Origin of the sequence: Stenotrophomonas sp. SMYL86, assembly GCF_036320025.1 — a bacterium.
GTDB lineage: Bacteria > Pseudomonadota > Gammaproteobacteria > Xanthomonadales > Xanthomonadaceae > Stenotrophomonas > Stenotrophomonas maltophilia_A.
The window spans coordinates 119,869-136,692 of the sequence record NZ_JAWIRU010000010.1; the positions used below are offsets into that span (position 1 = coordinate 119,869).

The following is a 16,824-nucleotide window of genomic DNA, read 5'->3' on the forward strand; positions in this document are numbered from 1 at the left end:
GGCGGCGCCGCGGGGGGCGCCCCCCCCCCCCCCCCCCCCCCCCCCCCCCCCCCCCCCCCCCCCCCCCCCCCCCCCCCCCCCCCCCCCCCCCCCCCCCCCCGCCTTCGACAGTTTTCCGCGATCTGCCGCCCTTTTGTAGGGCCGAGCCATGCTCGGCTGCTGTTCGATCAATTCTCGAAATATTCAATTTCCATGGAGATTCATCCACGCATGGCGTGGATCCAGCGTGTCGACCAAGGTCGACACCTACCAACAGCAGCAGGAAACTGTCAGAGGTGGGGCGGTGTGGGTTGGCAGGACCGTTGGCGCCATGGATGGCGCCATCGAGCCCCCATGGAAGGGTTTACGGCGTGTCCTGCCAGCCCACACCGCCCCGCCAAACCCACAGAAAGCCCATAGCCGGCTGTTGCCGTTGCCGTTGCTGTTGCCTTTGCTTCAGCAGGTGCAGGGCTGCAAGCCCTGCCGATAACCCTCACTCCGCCGGGCAGTAGGCCTTGATGGCGGCTTCAGCCAATCCCTTCTGCGCGCTGCGCTGCTCCGGAGCCAACGGGGTATCGGCCTTGCCATCACCATCGGTGTCCTGCATCACCTGGCCGCCGCCGTCCAGCAGGGCCAGGTTGGCGCGGGCGGTGCTGCACTGCTCGGGCACCGGCGCGGCCGGGGTCTCGGCGCTGGCCGCCGCCTGGGGACTGCGCGCCTGCGCCCGGGTCTCGAACTTCCTGCCTGCCGGGGGGGTCTCCGAATACTGGGTCACGCCATTGGCGTCCTTCCATTTGTAGACGGGGCCGGCCACGGCGTTGGCACTGGCCAACAGCAGCAGGCATCCAAGGCAGGACAGGGCACGCATGGCAAACTCCACGGAATGGGCGTAGAACGCCGATTGCAGCATTGGCGCCGAGCACTGGCAAGTCGATTAAACTGGATTCCATGGACCCGATCACACCGCCGCCGCGTTCGCGCACGATTTACCTGCTGCCCAACCTGTTCACCACCGCCGGCCTGTTTGCCGGCTTCTACGCGATCATCGCCGCGGCCAACGGGGACTTCGTCAACGCCAGCATCGCCGTGTTCGTGGCGGCGGTGATGGATGGCCTGGATGGGCGCGTGGCGCGCCTGACCGGCACCAGCAGCGAATTCGGCGTGCAGTACGACTCGCTGGCCGACCTGGTCAGCTTCGGCATGGCCCCGGCGCTGGTGATGTACCACTGGTCGCTGTCGTGGCTGAAGTTCGACGACCCGCTGCTGGGTCGCGTCGGCTGGGCCGTGGCCTTCCTGTATGCCGCCTGCGCGGCGCTGCGCCTGGCCCGCTTCAATACCCAGGTAGCGGTGGTCGACAAGCGCTGGTTCGTCGGCCTTGCCAGCCCGGCCGCAGCCGGCCTGATGATGTCCTTCGTCTGGGCGTTCGCCGATGGCAACCTGGGCTGGGACGGCAACCAGCTGCGCTACGTGGCGCTGGCGGTGACGATCATCGCGGCGCTGCTGATGGTCAGCCGCATCCGCTTCTGGAGCTTCAAGGGCGGCGGCGCCAAGGGCACCCGCTCCGACCGCGTGCCGTTCCTGGTACTGGCCCTGGTGCCAGTGGCGATCGCCATTGCGGTCATCGACCTGCCGCGCGTGCTGTTCGCGGTGGGCATCCTGTACGCCTTGTCGGGCCCGGTGATGTGGGCCGTGCAGCGCCTGCGCAAGAAGCCCGAGGCCGCGTGAGCGGGGACCTGCCCGTGCTGTGGTCACCGGCCCAGCAGGCCTGGCTGCAGGCCATGGGCTACACCGTCTATCACGACGGCCAGCTGGCCGCCGAGCTGGATGCCGCGCTGCAGCTGAGCGTGGCCGAAGCCGAGGCGGCTGCCACACCAGCGGCGGAGCAGGCGCGGGCGCCAACCGCACCCGCGTGCGAACCTCTGGCTGCGGCCGCACCGGTTTCCCGCCAGGAACGCCCGGCGCCAGCGCGTCGCGAGACCCCGGTCAGCGCACCGGACACCGCGCCCGCGGCTGCCCGGCCGCTGCCTGGCGGCAATGCCCGGCAGCCGGTGGTGCGCCTGCCGGATCGCCTGCAGATCGCCTTGCTGCGCGCGTCCGGCTGCAATCCCAATGATCCGGCCACGCAGGCGCTGATGGACAGCTGGCCGCTGGACCAGCTGCGTCAGGACCCGGCCGCCAAGCGCGCGCTGTGGCCGCAGCTGCGCGCCCTGCGCAAGCGGGGTGCGCCATGAGTGCGGTCAGCCAGCCCGGTCCGGTCAGCCTGCGCGCGCTGCGCGAGAGCGACCTCAACGCGGTGATGGCGATTGAAGTACGCGGCTATCCGTTTCCCTGGACCCGCGGCATCTTCGTCGACTGCCTGCGTGCGGGCTATCCGGGCCTGGCCATGGAGCGCGATGGCCAGTTGATCGGCTATGGCGTACTCAGCATCGCGGCCGACGAAGCCCATGTGCTGAACGTCTGCATCGACCCGCTGACGCAGTCGCGTGGGCTCGGGCGCCAGCTGCTGCGCGCGCTGGTACAGCTGGCCGGCGACCGGGGTGCGCAGCGTGTGTTCCTGGAAGTGCGTCCGTCCAACACACCCGCGCTGGCCTTGTACCACAGCGAAGGCTTCAACGAGATCGGTCGCCGCCCGCGTTACTACCCGGCCGCACAGGGCCGCGAAGACGCGGTGGTGATGGCGATCGAACTGGTCGACGGCGACCTGCAGGCGATGCCGCCGCTGTAACGGAGCAGGGTTGCCGGCCAGCGGCCGGCACTACCGGTAGCCGGCAACCGGGGGTGGCAGGAATGCGCCGACCAAGGTCGGCTGCTACCAAGGCGTGCAATGGCTTGTCCGGTAGGTGCCAACCTTGGTTGGCACGCTTTCCTCACGCCAGCCGCAGTGCCAACACACCCCCGACGATCAACGCCGCCGCCAGCCAGCGCGCGCGCGGAATCCGTTCGCGCAGCAGGAACACCGAGATCAGCAACGCGAACAGGATCGACGATTCGCGCAACGCCGAGACCATCGCCACCGGCGCCTGGGTCATTGCCCACAACGCCATCGCATACGAGGCGGTGGTGCCGACGCCACCGGCCAGCCCCAGCGGCCAGTGCTGCCGCGCATAGTCCAGCACCGCGCCGCGGCGCGTGTACAGCGCCCACAGTGGCAGTGGAATGCCCGACAGCAGGAACAGCCACAACGTATAGCTGAGTGCGCTGCCGGACTGACGCGCGCCCTGCGCATCGACCAGCGTGTAGGTGGCGATCATCGCCGCGGTCAGCAGCGGCAGGCGCAGCTGGCCGCCACGCGCGCCCAGCGCCATGCACAGGATGCCGGTGCTGACCAGCACCACGCCCAGCCACGCTGCCGGTGGCAGCTGCTCGCCCAGCAGGGTGCCCGCCAACGCGACCAGGATCGGCGCGCTGCCACGCATCAGTGGATAGGCCAGGCTCATGTCGACCTGCTGGTAACAGCGTGCGACCAGGCCGTAGTAGGTCACCTGCAGCAGCACCGACGCGCCCAGCCACGGCCAGCTGTGCGCGGCGGGAAATGGCAGGAAGGGCAGGCCGGCAGCCGACAGCAGCGCGGCACTGCCGGTCACCAGTACGGTGCCGAGGAACTTGTCCGGCCCGCGCTTGACGATCGCGTTCCAGCTGGCGTGCAGGGCTGCAGCGGCGAGAACCAGCAGGAAGATGGAAAGCGGCATCCAGCGATGATGCCATGCGCGGGAAATGTAGAGTCGAGCCATGCTCGACTGCTGTCATGAGTCGAGCACGGCTCGACTCTACAAAAGGAAACGCCGGGCAGTACCCGGCGTTTCCCGGCGCTTACAGCTTCGCGCGCTGCTCGCGCAGGCCGGCCAGCTGGGTGTTCCAGTCGACCAGGCGCACGCGTTCCTGCTCGACCACCGCCGGCGGCACCTTGTCGGTGAACTTGGCGAGCTTGGTTTCGCTCTTCTCCTGCTCGCCTTCCACGCGCTTGATCTCCTTGTCCAGGCGGGCACGCTCGGCGTCGAGATCGACCAGGCCTTCCAGCGGCACCAGCAGCTTCAGTTCACCGACGATCGCGGCGGCAGCCGGCGGTGCACTTTCGCCTTCAGCCAGCCACTGGATGCTGTCCAGCTTGAGCAGGAACGACAGCGAGGCGCTGAAACGTTCGATGCGCACGCGGTCCTGCTCCAGACCGGCCTGCAGGCGCAGCGGCACCAGCTTGGACGGGGCCACGTTCAGTTCGCTGCGCACGCGACGCACGGCACTGATCACCGCCTTCAACCATTCTACGTCGGCTTCAGCCTGGGCGAAATCGCCTTCGAACTCGGCGGCGGTCGGGTACGGGCGCAGCGACAGCGTGGTTTCGGCCAGGCCCAGTCGCGGGGCCAGCTGCTGCCACAGCTGTTCGGTGATGAACGGGGTCAGCGGGTGCAGCAGGCGCAGCAGCGCTTCCAGCACGTACAGCAGGGTGTGGCGGGTGCTTTCGGCGTCGGCGGCATCGGCACCATTCAGTGCCGGCTTGCTCAGCTCCAGGAACCAGTCGCAGAACTCGTTCCAGGCGAACTCGTACAGGCACTGCGCCAGCAGGTCGAAGCGGTAGTTGGCGTAGTGGCCCTGCGCCTCGGTGGACACCGCCGCCAGGCGCGCAAGGATCCAGCGCTCGGCATCGGTGCGCGGCGTCGGCACGCCGGTGAACGTTGCACCCTCGGTGTTCATCAGGGTGAAGCGGCTGGCGTTCCACAGCTTGTTGCAGAAGTTCTTGTAGCCCTCGGCGCGGTTCATGTCGAACTTGATGTCGCGGCCGTGGGTGGCCAGCGCGGCGATGGTGAAGCGCAGCGCATCGGCACCGTGGGCAGCAATGCCGTCCGGGAATTCCTTGCGGGTGGCCTTCTCGATCTTCTCCACCATCTTCGGCTGCATCAGGCCGCCGGTGCGCTTGGCGACCAGATCGTCGATGGTGATGCCGTCGATGATGTCCAGCGGATCGAGCACGTTGCCCTTGCTCTTGGACATCTTCTGGCCCTGGCCGTCGCGGATCAGGCCGGTGAAGTAGACGTCCTTGAACGGGATCTTCCCGACCAGGTTGTCGGTGGCCATGATCATGCGCGCCACCCAGAAGAAGATGATGTCGAAGCCGGTGATCAGCACCGACGACGGCAGGTAGCGGTCGAAGCCGCGCTCGGCCATGGCCTGTTCGTTCGGCCAGCCCAGGGTGGAGAACGGCCACAGCTGCGAGGAGAACCAGGTCTCCAGCACGTCGCTTTCCTGGTTCAGCACCACGTCGCTGCCCAGGTTGTGTTTCGCCCGCACTTCCTCTTCGCTGCGACCGACGTAGCAGCTGCCGGTGGCTTCGTCGAACCACGCCGGAATGCGGTGGCCCCACCACAGCTGGCGGCTGATGCACCAGTCCTGGATGTTGTTCATCCAGTGGCGGTAGGTGTTGATCCAGTTCGGCGGCACGAAGGAAATGCTGCCGTCTTCGACCAGCTCCAGGCCACGCTTGGCCAGGTCGTCCATCTTCACGAACCACTGGTCGGTCAGGTACGGCTCGATCACCTGGCCGGTACGGTCGCCGCGCGGCACCTGCAGCTTGTGCGCCTTGGTCTCGACCAGGATGCCCAGGTCTTCCAGCTCAGCCAGCACGGCCTTGCGCGCGGCGTAGCGGTCCAGACCCTGGAAACGATCCGGCGCGTTCTCGTTCAGCGCCGCCACCGGGGTGAACAGGTTGATCATCGGCAGGCTGTGGCGCACACCCACTTCATAGTCGTTGAAATCGTGCGCCGGGGTGACCTTGACCACGCCGGTGCCGAAGGCACGGTCCACGTAGTCGTCGGCGATCACCGGGACGCGGCGGCCGGTCAGCGGCAGCACCACGCTCTTGCCGATCAGGTGCGCATAACGCGCGTCTTCCGGGTGCACCATCACCGCGGTATCGCCCAGCAGGGTTTCCGGGCGGGTGGTGGCGACGACCAGGTAGTCGCGGGTTTCGCGCAGGGTTTCCACGCCGTCGGCATCGCGCTCGACGTGTTCGTAGCTCAGGCCCTCATCCAGCGTGTAGGCGATCGACCACAGGAAGCCGTCTTCCTCGGCGCTTTCCACTTCCAGGTCGGAAATGGCGGTCTTCAGCACCGGGTCCCAGTTGACCAGGCGCTGGCCGCGGTAGATCAGGCCCTGCTCGTACCAGCGCACGAAGGCCTCGTTGACCGCCGCCGACGGCTGCGGGTCCATGGTGAAGGTGCTGCGCGACCAGTCGGCGGAGGTGCCGAGGCGGCGCATCTGGCGTTCGATGGTGTCGCCGGACTGCTGCTTCCACTCCCAGACCTTGCCGATGAAACCTTCGCGGCCCAGCGAATCGCGGGTCTCGCCCTTGCCTTCCAGCGCCAGGTTGCGGCTGACCACCATTTCGGTGGCGATGCCGGCGTGGTCGGTGCCGACCTGCCACAGCGTGTCGTAGCCGCGCATGCGGTGGTAGCGCACCAGCGCGTCCATCAGGGTCTGCTGGAAGGCGTGGCCCATGTGCAGGGTGCCGGTCACGTTCGGCGGCGGCAGCAGGATGGTGTACGGCTCGCCCGTGCCGGACGGCTTGAAGTGGCCGGCCTTCTCCCAGGCCTCGTAGAGGTCGGTCTCGAAGGACTTCGGGTCGTAACTGGAGGCGAGTTGGGTCATGCGGGGGAACCGGTAATCAAGGCGGAAGGGAGATCAGCGCGGCCCGAGGGCGCGCCGGATCTTCTGGTCGGTGTGGTACTGGCTGACCGCGTAGGCGGCCCAGATCGCGGCGGGCAGCCAGCCGATCAGGGTGATCTGCAGGATCAGGCAGACAATGCCGGCAAACGGCCGGCCGATGGTGAAGAAGGACAGCCAGGGAAGAATCAGGGCGATCAACAGGCGCATCAAGGGGTCCTCGCTGGACTTACATGTCGTGCTTGTTCAGGTCGTAACCGGCGGCCTTGTACTGGCGCCAGCGTTCGCGCAGCGGTTCGCGCGCTTCCGGGTCGGCCGGAACCACTTCCAGCACGCGCTCGCACTCGCCCAGCCAGGGCTCATCACGCAGGTTGATCACCAGCGGGCGCGCCGGTGCCTCGGTGCCCGGCACGGCGATCAGCACCAGGGCTTCTTCCTCGTCCATGTCCTCGCCGGCGATCTGGTGCGGGATGTAGGCATCGTTGTCGAACGCCCACAGCAGTTCGTCCAGCTCCTCGGCCTGGGCCTGGTCGCGGGCCAGCACCAGGGTGAACAACCCGGCGTCGTTGGCCTTGCGCGCCAGCTCGCAGACCAGGCGCAACGGCTCGGTCAGGAAGCGGGGCTTGGCGATCAGGTAGAAGTCGGCGCGGGGCATGGCAGGGTCCGGGTCAGGCAGGGGCCCGGCAGTGCCGGGCGAGGCCCTGGCCGGCGGGGCCGGCCAGGGTCGGGTACGGCATCAGGCGCGGGCGGCCTGGTCCAGCAGCCACTGGCTCAGCAGGCCGACCGGGCGACCGGTGGCCATGCCACGCTTGCCTTCATCGCTGGCCACGCCGGCGATGTCCAGGTGGGCCCAGCGCTGGCCTTCGGCGAAGCGCGACAGGAAGCAGCCAGCGGTGATCGCGCCGGCCCAGCGGCCGCCGATGTTGTAGACGTCGGCGAAGGTCGAATCCAGCATCGGCTGGTATTCGTCCCACAGCGGCAGGCGCCAGGCGCGGTCGAACACCTGCTCGCCGGCGGCCAGCAGCTCGTTGGCCAGGTCGTCGTGCTTGCTCATCAGGCCGGCGGTCTGGTGGCCCAGGGCGACCATGCAGGCACCGGTCAGGGTGGCGACGTCGACCAGCGCGGCCGGCTCGAAGCGCTGCGCGTAGGTCAGCGCGTCGCACAGGATCAGGCGGCCTTCGGCGTCGGTGTTGCCCACTTCGATGGTCTTGCCCGACATCGAGGTGATCACGTCGGACGGGCGGTAGGCGTTGCCATCGATGGCGTTTTCCACCGCCGGCACCACCACCACCAGGTTCAGCGGCAGCTTGGCCTTGACCGCAGCGACGAAGGTGCCGATGACGTTGGCGCCACCGCACATGTCGTACTTCATCTCTTCGATGCCGCCCTGGGTCTTCAGGTTGACGCCACCGGTATCGAAGGTGATGCCCTTGCCGACCAGCACGTACGGCTTGGCGTCGCCGCCATTGTTCCACTTCAGCACGACCAGGCGCGGGCGGTTGGCCGAACCGCGGGCCACGGCCAGCAGCGAGCCCATGCCCAGCGCTTCCATCTGGTGCTCGTCGAGGATCTCGGCTTCGGCACCGTCGTGCTCGCCGGCGAACTTCACGCCGACCTCGGCCAGATGGGCCGGGGTGCAGTAGTTCGGCGGCAGGTTGCCCAGCTCGCGTGCGAACTCGACACCGGCGGCGATGGCCTGGCCCTGGGCCAGGGCCTGCGCGTCGTCACCGGCGATGGCCAGCTGGGCCAGGCCGGCGTCGTCGGCCTTCTTCTTGCCCAGGGTGGCGGTGTAGCGGTACGCGGCGTGATCGGCGGCGATCACCGCCTGGCGGATCGCCCAGGCCGCGTCGCGGTCCTTCACCGCCACTTCGGACAGGGTGAACAGTGCGCTGCGGGCAGCACCGGCCTTCAGCGCGCGCACGGCGTCGCCGACGGCCTTCAGGTACTGCGGCACGCCGAAACGGGCGGCTTCGCCCAGGCCAACCACCAGCACGCGCGGGGCGGTCACGCCCGGCAGGTCATGCAGCAGGGTGGTGGCGCCGGTCTTGCCGGACAGGTCGCCGCGCTGGGCCAGGGCGGCCAGGCGGCCACCGCTGGCGGCGTCCAGGGCCTGTGCGGCCGGGGTCAGGGTATGGTCGGCGTACGCGCCAACCACCAGGCAATCGACGGTGGCGGCGGCCGGAGCAACGTGGTTCAGGGTGAATTCGAGGGCCATTGAGCAGATTCCATTGGCGAGTCCGTACAATCGCAGGCCGTTTACGCCCAGACAGTAGACTGGGCGGCACCGCGAACGAACCCCAGAGTTTAAACCACCGCCCCATGCTGAAGCTCGACCGATACCTGCTGGGCGATTTCGTCCAGAGTTTCCTGGCTACCCTGATCGTCCTGCTGGTGGTCAGCGTGGGCGGCGTGCTGGTGGACATCCTCGGCAACATCGCCGACGGGCGCCTGCCGGCCAAGCTGCTGTTCTCGCAGCTGGGCCTGCAGTTCATCGCCTACCTGCCGCTGATCCTGCCGCTGGCGCTGATGCTGGGCCTGCTGCTGGCCATCGCCCGCCTGTACCGTGACTCGGAAATGGCGGTGATCACCGCCATTGGTGTCGGCCCCAAACGCCTGCTGCGGCCACTGCTGATGCTGGTGGTGCCGGTGGTGGCCCTGGTGGGCGCCTGCTCGCTGTGGCTGGGCCCGTGGGCCGGCCGGGTGGCCGAGCAGATGATCATCGAGGCCAACCGCAGCGTGCTGATGGCCGGTCTGGAGCCGGGCCGCTTCACCCCGCTGCCCAATGGCGGCGTGGTCTACCTGTCCTCGATCTCGCCCGATGGCACCCAACTGGGCAAGGTGTTCCTGCAGCGCCAGAAGGATGACCGCCTGGAGGTGGTGTCGGCCAATGGCGGCCGCATGTTCTTCGAGGGCACCCGTCAGCGCTTCCTGGAGCTGGATGACGGCCACCAGGTGGAAGGGCCGGTGGCTGGTGGCCTGGACTACCGCCTGGCGACCTTCGCCCGCAATGACGTGGCCTTGCCCGATGGCGCGCAGACCCGCACCGAGGATGACCCGGAACTGATGCCGACCCTGCAGCTGATCGGCGATGAGCGTCCGCAGGCGCAGGCGCAGCTGCACCGCCGCCTGGCGCCGCCGCTGATCGCGCTGGCGTTCGCCCTGCTGACCGTGCCGCTGGGCCGCAGCTCGCCGCGCCAGCAGCGCTACGGCCGCATGATGCTGGCGCTGATGGCCTACATGGTCGGTACCAATCTCATGTTCATCGGCAGCGGCTGGATCGCCAACGGCAAGATCCCCCCAGCGCTCGGCCTGTGGTGGTTGACCCTGCCGTTGCTGGCGCTGGCAATCTGGATGTATGCACGTGATGGCCGCCTGGGCCGCCCGAAGGGAGCCCGCGCATGAGGCTGCGCCCGATGCGTTTCGACCTGTACCTGGGCCGGTCGGTGTTCACCACGGTGCTGCTGACCTGGGCCGTGCTGGTTGGCCTGGACGTGGTGATGGCGTTCTCCGGCGAGTTCAAGGACATCGGCAAGAACGGCTACACGCTGGGCCATGCCGCCGCCTGGGTGCTGTACACGGTGCCACGCCGCGCCTACACCATGTTCCCCACCGCCGCGGTGATCGGTGCACTGATGGGCCTGGGCCAGCTGGCAGCGACCTCGGAGCTGACCGCGCTGCGTGCGCTGGGCCTGTCGCGCAAGCGCCTGAGCGTTTCAGTGGCGATTGCGCTGTCGCTGCTGACCGCGGTGATGGTGTTCAGCGCGGAGACCCTGGGCCCCTGGGGCCAGGACCGCGCCGATGCGTTGAAGTCCAGCGCCAAGTGGGGGCGGGATATCGCCACCAGCCGCTACTCGGGCCTGTGGGCACGCGAGGGCGATACCTTCCTCAACGCGCAGAGCGGCGAGGAGCAGCTGGTCGGCGACAAAGGCACGCGCCTGATCCTGCGCGACGTGCGCCTGTACCGCATCGCCGAGAGCGGGGGCATCGCCTCATTGACCCATGCCGACACCGCCGAGCATGACAGGGATGGCTGGGTGCTGACCGGGGTACGTCGCGATACCTTCGGCGAGCGCTCGGCGACCCGCCAGGAAATCGCGCGCGAACCGTGGAATTCGAAGCTGGATGCGGCCGCATTGGCCACCGGCATCGCCAAGCCGCGCAACCTCAGCCTCGCCGAACTGAGCACCAGCATCACCTACCGGCAGCGCAACGGGCTGGACGCGCGTGACTTCGAGGACGTGTACTGGAGCCGCTGGTTCTACCCGTTGAACGTGCTGGCGCTGTGCCTGGCGGCGGTGCCGTTCGCGTTCGGCTCGCTGCGCAGCGGCGGCATGGGCAAGCGCCTGTTCCTGGGCATCCTGTTCGCGCTGGGCTTCTGGCTGCTGCAGCTGTTCTTCGGGCGCATGGCCGGCGCGCTGAAGTTCGATTACCGCATTGCCTATGCGCTGCCACCGATCGTGATGCTGGCGGTGTCTGGATTGCTGTTCCGGCGCAAATCGGGTTGATTCCCAGGGAGCCGGGCAAGGCCCGGCTGTTTCCGTTTCACTTCAAGGACGAACATGAGCTTCCAACGCTTTCTGCCGTACATCGCGGCCGTGCTGCTTTCTGCCGGCTGCAGCCGGTCCACCGTCGACTTCGAGATCGACAACCCGACGGATGCACCGCTGACCTTGTCGGTCGACCAGCAGGTGCATACCCTGCCGCCGCACACCTCCATGCCCCTGGTCCTGGAGCCGGGCCAGTACCGGCTGCAGAGCGAGAAAATCGGCAGCGTACGCATGGTTGTCTACGCCGACGGGATCGGTGGGCTGATCAACCCGGCCATGGCCGAGTACGTGATCGTCACCGAGCAGTACGTCACCAGCAAAACCAATACCGGCAACCTGGCATCGAAGATCGAACTGAACGATGTGGAGATCGAGGGTCCCTACGTGAAGGCGACCGGCTTCTTCATTCCGCGCCGTTGGGACGCAGGACTGAAGGGCGAGCTGCCTGACACGGTGGTCTCCAGCAGCCCGGATACCTCGTCCGACTACCGGACCAAGCTCTACAACGTGCCTGGCTTCTTCGAATACCTGGATGCCGGGGACGAGCTGAAGGAGGCTTTCGGGCCGGATGGCTACCGGCCGCCGGCAGCATCGGTGGCTTTCACTGCCGCCCAGCTGCCGCCGCTTCCGGCGGCCTATGAGGCCCAGGGCAAACCGATGCGCGAGCTGTACGCGCAGTACCTTGCCGCAACCGATGCAGGCGAGCAGAAGCGCCTGAAGAAGGCCAGCCTGAAACTGTGGCAGGAGTTCGTGAAGACCCGTGCGCAGTTGAGCGGACAGGTTCCGGTGGCCGATGACGTGCAGGCCAATGCGTTCGCGTCCGCCTTTTTCGACCTCTGGACGCAGCCGGCGGTGATCCTGCCGGACCCGGCGCCAGCCGGCTGATCGCTGCGTTGATCGTGTAGAGCCGAGCCCATGCTCGGCTCTACACGTGGTGCATCACCGCTTCGGCATGCGCATCAGGCGGGTGCCGCTGGCGCGGTCGTGCCAGGTCAGGCGGTCGCGGTCGACCCATGCCCACCAGAACCCCAGTCCACCCAGCAGCAGCGACAGTGAGCCCACCGCGAAGCGCAGCCACAGTTGGCCGAGCCGCAGCGGCGTGCCATCGCTCGATTGCAGTTTCAGCCGCCACGGTCGCATGCCCAGCGTCTGTCCGCCACGGCGCCAGCTGGCCGTGGCGTACCACCCCGTGATTCCCCAGCACACCGCCCACAGCAGCCACTGCCAGGCACTGAACGGTGCGATGTTCTCGCGCTGCGCGTGGCCGCTGAAGGTGTAGGCGAGGGTGAACAGCGTGCCGGCCAGCATCCACAGCGCCAGCACCGGCAGTGCGTCGTAGACCATCGCCAGCACGCGCCAGGCCAACAAGGCACGTGGGCGGGGCATTTCGGTAGCGGCCGCAGGGGCCGTGTCGGTGGCGGGGCGGGACATGCGCCGAGCATACGCAAAGCTGGCCGCGCCCGCAGTGGCCCTCGTATCCTGCACCCATGGCCCTTGTTTCCACCCCCGCCGAACGCCGCCAGCTGGTGCAGCAACTGCCCGAGCTGCGCGCCGACGACAGCGCGCGCATCCAGCGCTTCCTCGATGCGATCTGGGCCGAGAACGGCCTGGCCCGCGCCACCCTCGACAGCTACCGGCGCGACCTGGAAGGGCTGGCGCGCTGGATGGATGGACGCGACGGTGGCCTGGCCGGCATCGAGCGCCCGGGGTTGTTCGATTACCTGGCCTGGCGCACCCGGCATGGCTGGTCGCCGCGCAGCAATGCGCGCCTGCTGTCGGCGCTGCGCGCGTTCTTCGCCGATGGCGTGCGCCGTGGTGAACGCAGCGAGGACCCCAGTGCACTGCTGGACCCGCCGAAGCTGCCGCGGCTGTTGCCGAAGGCGCTGGCCGAAAGCCAGATCGACGCACTGCTGGCGGCGCCGGACATCGACAGTCCGCTGGGCCTGCGCGACCGCGCCATGCTGGAGCTGATGTATGCGGCCGGCCTGCGCGTGAGCGAGCTGGTGCTGCTACCGGCCACGGCAGTCAACCTGCGCCAGGGCGTGCTGAGGGTCACGGGCAAGGGCAGCAAGGAGCGGCTGGTGCCGCTGGGCGAGGAATCGCAGCACTGGCTGGAGCGCTATCTGCAGGCGTCGCGCCCGCAGCTGGTCGGCAAGGGCAAAGTGCAGGCGCTGGCCGATGGGCAGACCCCATTGTTTGTCGAGCCGACGCTGCATGCGCTGACCCGCCAGGCGTTCTGGCATCTGGTCAAGCGCCACGCGCAGGTGGCCGGTATCGATCCGGTGCGGATCAGCCCGCATGGCCTGCGCCACAGCTTCGCCACCCATCTGCTCAACCGCGGCGCCGACCTGCGCGCGCTGCAGATGCTGCTCGGCCACAGCTCGCTGTCGACCACCCAGATCTACACCCTGGTGGCCCGCGAACACCTGCAGAAGCTGCACGCGCGCCACCATCCGCGCGGCTGAGCAGCGGCCTGAACCCCGGCCTCGGACGGTGGGCGGTGTCGCGGCCCGGTAGCGGCGGCTGTGTCAGAATCCGGGGTCTTCTTCTGTCGCGGACCGCTCCATGCTCCGATTTGCCATCGCCGCCGTGTTCGGTGCGCTCAGCCTGACCGCCTGCGCCCAGCCGGCTCCGCCGGCCGCCAAGGCACCCGCCGCGGCTGCGGCCAAGGCCGCCCCGGCCGCCAACGCTTCGGCCGACCAGGCCGTACGCGCCGCGCTGACCGCCCTGAATCCCGGCTTCCAGGTGGACTACATCGGCGCTGCGCCGTTCCCCGGCTTCCGCGAGGTCGTGGTCTCCGGCCAGTTGCTGTACGTGTCCGACGATGGCCGCTACCTGTTCCAGTCGCAGCCCTACGACACGCGTGCCAAGGGCCCGGCCAACAGCGAAGGCCTGCTCGGCTACCGCCGCGATCTGCTGGCCAAGGCCAACCACGGCGACCGCATCGTATTCGCTGCGCCCAATGCCAAGTACACCATCAGCGTGTTCACCGACATCGAGTGCGGCTACTGCCGCAAGCTGCATCAGGACATCGCAGAGCTCAACCGCAACGGCATCTCGGTCGAGTACCTGGCATTCCCGCGCATGGGCCTGGGCAGCAAGGACTACACCGACATGATTTCGGTCTGGTGTGCAGCGGATCGCCGCCAGGCCCTGACCAACGCCAAGCGCGGTGGCAGTGTGCCGGCCAAGAACTGCACCAACCCGGTGGCGATGCAGTACGCGCTGGGCCAGCAGTTGGGCGTGAACGGCACGCCGGCGATCTTCGCCCCGGACGGCACCCAGCTGGGCGGCTACCTGCCGCCGGCGCAGCTGCGTGCGGCGCTGGACAAGCTGTCCGAGAAGCGCTGACGCGGAATCGTAGCGTCGAGGCATGCTCGACTGCGGGACCATCAGCCGAGCATGGGCTCGGCGCTACAGATCAGAGGCCGGGGGCGCACAATGCGCCCCCGGCTTTTTGCTTATTTCAGGCCATCACTGACCGCCTTGGTCAGCGTGCCCTGCGCATCGTCACCGCTGAACTCCCAGACGAACGCGCCGCCCAGGCCCTGGGTCTTCACGTAGCCCATCTTGCGGGTGATGTTGGCCGGGGTATCGAAGCTCCACAGCGTGCTGCCGTTGTAGATCCAGGTGGCACCGGCGGTGTTGTCGGTGTAGCCCGGCCACGCCAGGTTCTTCAGCACCTTCCAGTCTTCGATGCCGGCTTCATACGTGCCCGGGGCGGCGCCGGTCGCGGTCTGGTACAGGCCGTTGTTGGCGTTGGTCACACCGGTCCAGCCACGCCCGTAGTAGCCGATGCCCAGGTTGAGCTTGGCGGCGGGCACGCCACGGCTGATGAAGGCCTCGATGGCGTCGTTGCTGTTGTAGAGCTTCTGGTCGCCGGTGGACGGATCATTCGGCGAATCGAACAGCGCCGACTGGTGATTGGTCTTCGCATCCCACGCGCCGTGGAAGTCGTAGGTCATCACGTTGATGTAGTCCAGGTACGGGTGGTACGCGGCCGGATCAGTGACGCGGATCTTGTCGATGCCGGCACCCACCGCCACCGTCAGCAACAGGCCCGGACGCACCGCATCGAGCTGGCGGCGGAACTCGGCCATCAGCGCGGTGAAGTTGGCGTTGTCCTCCGGCTTGCCGCATTCGATGCCACAGGCCACCGGGTACTCCCAGTCGACGTCGATGCCGTCGAACACGCCCAGTGCGGCACCGGCGCCACCGGCACCGTCGGTCACCGGCAGGTTGCCCTTGATGTAGGCGTCGATGCACGAGGCGACGAAGGCCTGGCGGTTTTCCGGACGCGCCGCGCTGGAGAAACCACGCGACCAGGTCCAGCCACCCAGCGAGATCAGCACCTTCATGCCCGGGTACTTGGCCTTGAGCTGCTTGAGCTGGTTCCAGTTACCGCGCAACGGCTGGTCCCAGGTATCGGCGCTGCCGCTGACGCTCTCGGCGGCACTGAAGGCCTTGGTGTAGTCGGCGAAGGCATCGCCACCGGCACCGCTGTTCGGATCCGACGGCTGGGTGATGCCCACTTCGCAACGGTTGTTGCGCACGTTGCCGAACGCGTAGTTGATGTGGGTCAGGCGTGCGGCCGAGCCACTGCTGTCGATGTTCTTGACCCGGTAGTTGCGGCCGTAGATGCCCCACTGGGTGAAGTAACCGATCACCCGCTTGCCGGTGGTGCCGCCGTCGCCGGCCAGCGTAGTGGCGCTGATCTCGGTGCCCTGGGCCGAGGCGTTGCCGGCGTTGTCGCGGGCACGAACCCGGTAGCGGTAGGTGGTGGAGGCAGTCAGCCCGCCATCGATGTAGCTGGCGCTGGACGGTGAACCGACCAGGCTGCCGTTGCGGTACACGTCGTAGCCGGCCACGCCGCTGCCACCGGTGTTGTCGGTGGACGGGCTCCAGCTGAGCGCGATGCTGTTGGCGGTGCGGGTGCCGACCGCCAGCCCGCCCGGCACGCTCGGTGCGGTGGTATCGCCACCGGCGGCGTTGACGGTGATGGTGATGGTCGCGGTGCTGGTGGTGGCGTTGTTGTTGTCTGTCGCGACTGCACGCAGGGTGTGGCTGCCGGCGCTGGCATTGGCCCAGCTGGCCGCGTACGGCGCACTGGTGGCCACGCCCAGCGTGCTGCCATCGCGGAAGAACTCGACCTTGGCGACGCTGCCGTCCGGATCACTGGCGTTGGCGGTCACGTTGACCGTGCTGCCGGCGCTGAAGGCGGCGCCGTTGGCCGGCGAGGTCAGGCTGACCACCGGCGGCTGGTTGGCGCCGCTGCCATCGCAGGCACCGAGGTTGGTGTAGTAGGGCGCACCGGCCGGATGGTCCGGCGGCGCGTTCCAGATGTCCTGGTTCGCCCGATAGAGGACGCCTCCTTTCTGCAGGGTATCGCCAGCCCGGTAGATCTTGGCCTGGTCCCACTGGGCCACGCCGGCACAGCTGGCGGCCTGCGCCAGGCCGGGCAGGGCGGCGGTACCGGCGGCCAGGGCAAGCAGCCAGGCCAGGCGGCGGGGACGACAGCTTCGGGTCGAACGTTCGGCACTGCGCACAATCGGGTCGTACATGGGTAAGTCTCCGATCAAAGGGCGCGCGGGCCCCGATGGCGCCGCGCGTGACGCAGGTCCGGGCGTCGCCCGGGAAGGCGACG

Annotated in this window: 16 protein-coding genes; 8 read left to right on the plus strand and 8 right to left on the minus strand. The window is 68.2% G+C overall.

Features of this window, described 5'->3' with window-relative positions; translation table 11 throughout:
* Nucleotides 1-472: 472 nt before the first annotated feature.
* On the minus strand, nt 473-847 hold the full coding sequence (locus V3B64_RS12840) for a DUF4124 domain-containing protein (protein ID WP_100437948.1): 375 nt from the start codon (nt 845-847) through the stop codon (nt 473-475).
* A gap of 80 nt (nt 848-927) precedes the next feature.
* Between V3B64_RS12840 and pssA the strand changes: the two genes are divergently transcribed.
* The 3 genes from pssA to rimI are packed head-to-tail and all read left to right on the plus strand — an operon-like array spanning nt 928 to nt 2,704.
* A complete protein-coding gene (gene pssA / locus V3B64_RS12845; protein ID WP_019660986.1) occupies nt 928-1,704 on the plus strand; it encodes a CDP-diacylglycerol--serine O-phosphatidyltransferase in 777 nt (258 codons plus the stop codon).
* Nucleotides 1,701-2,210, plus strand: a complete 510-nt coding sequence (locus tag V3B64_RS12850) for a hypothetical protein (protein ID WP_329914233.1) — start codon at nt 1,701-1,703, stop codon at nt 2,208-2,210. The genes pssA and V3B64_RS12850 overlap by 4 nt, the downstream gene beginning before the upstream one ends.
* On the plus strand, nt 2,207-2,704 hold the full coding sequence (gene rimI / locus V3B64_RS12855) for a ribosomal protein S18-alanine N-acetyltransferase (protein ID WP_032128003.1): 498 nt from the start codon (nt 2,207-2,209) through the stop codon (nt 2,702-2,704). Before V3B64_RS12850 ends, rimI begins: the two co-directional genes overlap by 4 nt.
* A gap of 142 nt (nt 2,705-2,846) precedes the next feature.
* Here the strand turns inward: rimI and V3B64_RS12860 are convergent, their stop codons facing one another.
* The 5 genes from V3B64_RS12860 to V3B64_RS12880 form a co-directional block, all read right to left on the minus strand.
* Entirely contained in the window at nt 2,847-3,668 is an 822-nt protein-coding gene (locus tag V3B64_RS12860; RefSeq protein WP_121504845.1) for an EamA family transporter, read from the minus strand.
* 121 nt (nt 3,669-3,789) lie between these two features.
* Nucleotides 3,790-6,618, minus strand: a complete 2,829-nt coding sequence (locus V3B64_RS12865; protein WP_329914234.1) for a valine--tRNA ligase — start codon at nt 6,616-6,618, stop codon at nt 3,790-3,792.
* Nucleotides 6,619-6,651: 33 nt separating this feature from the next.
* On the minus strand, nt 6,652-6,843 hold the full coding sequence (locus V3B64_RS12870; protein ID WP_012510005.1) for a YqaE/Pmp3 family membrane protein: 192 nt from the start codon (nt 6,841-6,843) through the stop codon (nt 6,652-6,654).
* 19 nt (nt 6,844-6,862) lie between these two features.
* Complete coding sequence (locus V3B64_RS12875) at nt 6,863-7,288, minus strand: DNA polymerase III subunit chi (protein ID WP_049400292.1); 426 nt, start codon at nt 7,286-7,288, stop codon at nt 6,863-6,865.
* Between the two features lie 81 nt (nt 7,289-7,369).
* Entirely contained in the window at nt 7,370-8,848 is a 1,479-nt protein-coding gene (locus V3B64_RS12880; protein WP_049424934.1) for a leucyl aminopeptidase, read from the minus strand.
* Between the two features lie 104 nt (nt 8,849-8,952).
* Between V3B64_RS12880 and lptF the strand changes: the two genes are divergently transcribed.
* The 3 genes from lptF to V3B64_RS12895 are packed head-to-tail and all read left to right on the plus strand — an operon-like array spanning nt 8,953 to nt 12,065.
* Nucleotides 8,953-10,035: an LPS export ABC transporter permease LptF gene (lptF, locus tag V3B64_RS12885; protein ID WP_032128008.1), complete on the plus strand. Its 1,083-nt coding sequence runs from the start codon at nt 8,953-8,955 to the stop codon at nt 10,033-10,035.
* Nucleotides 10,032-11,138 (plus strand): LPS export ABC transporter permease LptG, encoded by a 1,107-nt coding sequence (gene lptG / locus V3B64_RS12890; protein WP_329914235.1) that lies wholly within the window; start codon nt 10,032-10,034, stop codon nt 11,136-11,138. Before lptF ends, lptG begins: the two co-directional genes overlap by 4 nt.
* Before the next feature lie 54 nt (nt 11,139-11,192).
* A complete protein-coding gene (locus V3B64_RS12895; RefSeq protein WP_121504847.1) occupies nt 11,193-12,065 on the plus strand; it encodes a hypothetical protein in 873 nt (290 codons plus the stop codon).
* Between the two features lie 54 nt (nt 12,066-12,119).
* On the opposite strand, the gene V3B64_RS12900 is transcribed toward V3B64_RS12895, so the two are convergent.
* Nucleotides 12,120-12,611 (minus strand): RDD family protein, encoded by a 492-nt coding sequence (locus tag V3B64_RS12900; protein WP_121504848.1) that lies wholly within the window; start codon nt 12,609-12,611, stop codon nt 12,120-12,122.
* 56 nt (nt 12,612-12,667) lie between these two features.
* On the opposite strand from V3B64_RS12900, the gene xerD reads away from it, so the two are divergent.
* Nucleotides 12,668-13,645 (plus strand): site-specific tyrosine recombinase XerD, encoded by a 978-nt coding sequence (xerD, locus tag V3B64_RS12905; protein ID WP_032128012.1) that lies wholly within the window; start codon nt 12,668-12,670, stop codon nt 13,643-13,645.
* 100 nt (nt 13,646-13,745) lie between these two features.
* Nucleotides 13,746-14,531 (plus strand): DsbC family protein, encoded by a 786-nt coding sequence (locus V3B64_RS12910; protein WP_049424945.1) that lies wholly within the window; start codon nt 13,746-13,748, stop codon nt 14,529-14,531.
* Between the two features lie 110 nt (nt 14,532-14,641).
* Here the strand turns inward: V3B64_RS12910 and V3B64_RS12915 are convergent, their stop codons facing one another.
* Nucleotides 14,642-16,741: a glycosyl hydrolase family 18 protein gene (locus V3B64_RS12915; protein ID WP_329914236.1), complete on the minus strand. Its 2,100-nt coding sequence runs from the start codon at nt 16,739-16,741 to the stop codon at nt 14,642-14,644.
* Nucleotides 16,742-16,824: the final 83 nt, after the last annotated feature.

Coding starts and splice junctions, on each gene's coding strand:
- V3B64_RS12910 (WP_049424945.1), top strand. CDS start 13,746: ATGCTCCGATTTGCCATCGCCGCCGTGTTCGGTGCGCTCAGCCTGACC.
- pssA (WP_019660986.1), top strand. CDS start 928: ATGGACCCGATCACACCGCCGCCGCGTTCGCGCACGATTTACCTGCTG.
- V3B64_RS12840 (WP_100437948.1), bottom strand. CDS start 847: ATGCGTGCCCTGTCCTGCCTTGGATGCCTGCTGCTGTTGGCCAGTGCC.
- V3B64_RS12860 (WP_121504845.1), bottom strand. CDS start 3,668: ATGCCGCTTTCCATCTTCCTGCTGGTTCTCGCCGCTGCAGCCCTGCAC.
- V3B64_RS12915 (WP_329914236.1), bottom strand. CDS start 16,741: ATGTACGACCCGATTGTGCGCAGTGCCGAACGTTCGACCCGAAGCTGT.
- rimI (WP_032128003.1), top strand. CDS start 2,207: ATGAGTGCGGTCAGCCAGCCCGGTCCGGTCAGCCTGCGCGCGCTGCGC.
- lptF (WP_032128008.1), top strand. CDS start 8,953: ATGCTGAAGCTCGACCGATACCTGCTGGGCGATTTCGTCCAGAGTTTC.
- V3B64_RS12895 (WP_121504847.1), top strand. CDS start 11,193: ATGAGCTTCCAACGCTTTCTGCCGTACATCGCGGCCGTGCTGCTTTCT.
- xerD (WP_032128012.1), top strand. CDS start 12,668: ATGGCCCTTGTTTCCACCCCCGCCGAACGCCGCCAGCTGGTGCAGCAA.
- lptG (WP_329914235.1), top strand. CDS start 10,032: ATGAGGCTGCGCCCGATGCGTTTCGACCTGTACCTGGGCCGGTCGGTG.
- V3B64_RS12875 (WP_049400292.1), bottom strand. CDS start 7,288: ATGCCCCGCGCCGACTTCTACCTGATCGCCAAGCCCCGCTTCCTGACC.
- V3B64_RS12880 (WP_049424934.1), bottom strand. CDS start 8,848: ATGGCCCTCGAATTCACCCTGAACCACGTTGCTCCGGCCGCCGCCACC.
- V3B64_RS12900 (WP_121504848.1), bottom strand. CDS start 12,611: ATGTCCCGCCCCGCCACCGACACGGCCCCTGCGGCCGCTACCGAAATG.
- V3B64_RS12865 (WP_329914234.1), bottom strand. CDS start 6,618: ATGACCCAACTCGCCTCCAGTTACGACCCGAAGTCCTTCGAGACCGAC.
- V3B64_RS12870 (WP_012510005.1), bottom strand. CDS start 6,843: ATGCGCCTGTTGATCGCCCTGATTCTTCCCTGGCTGTCCTTCTTCACC.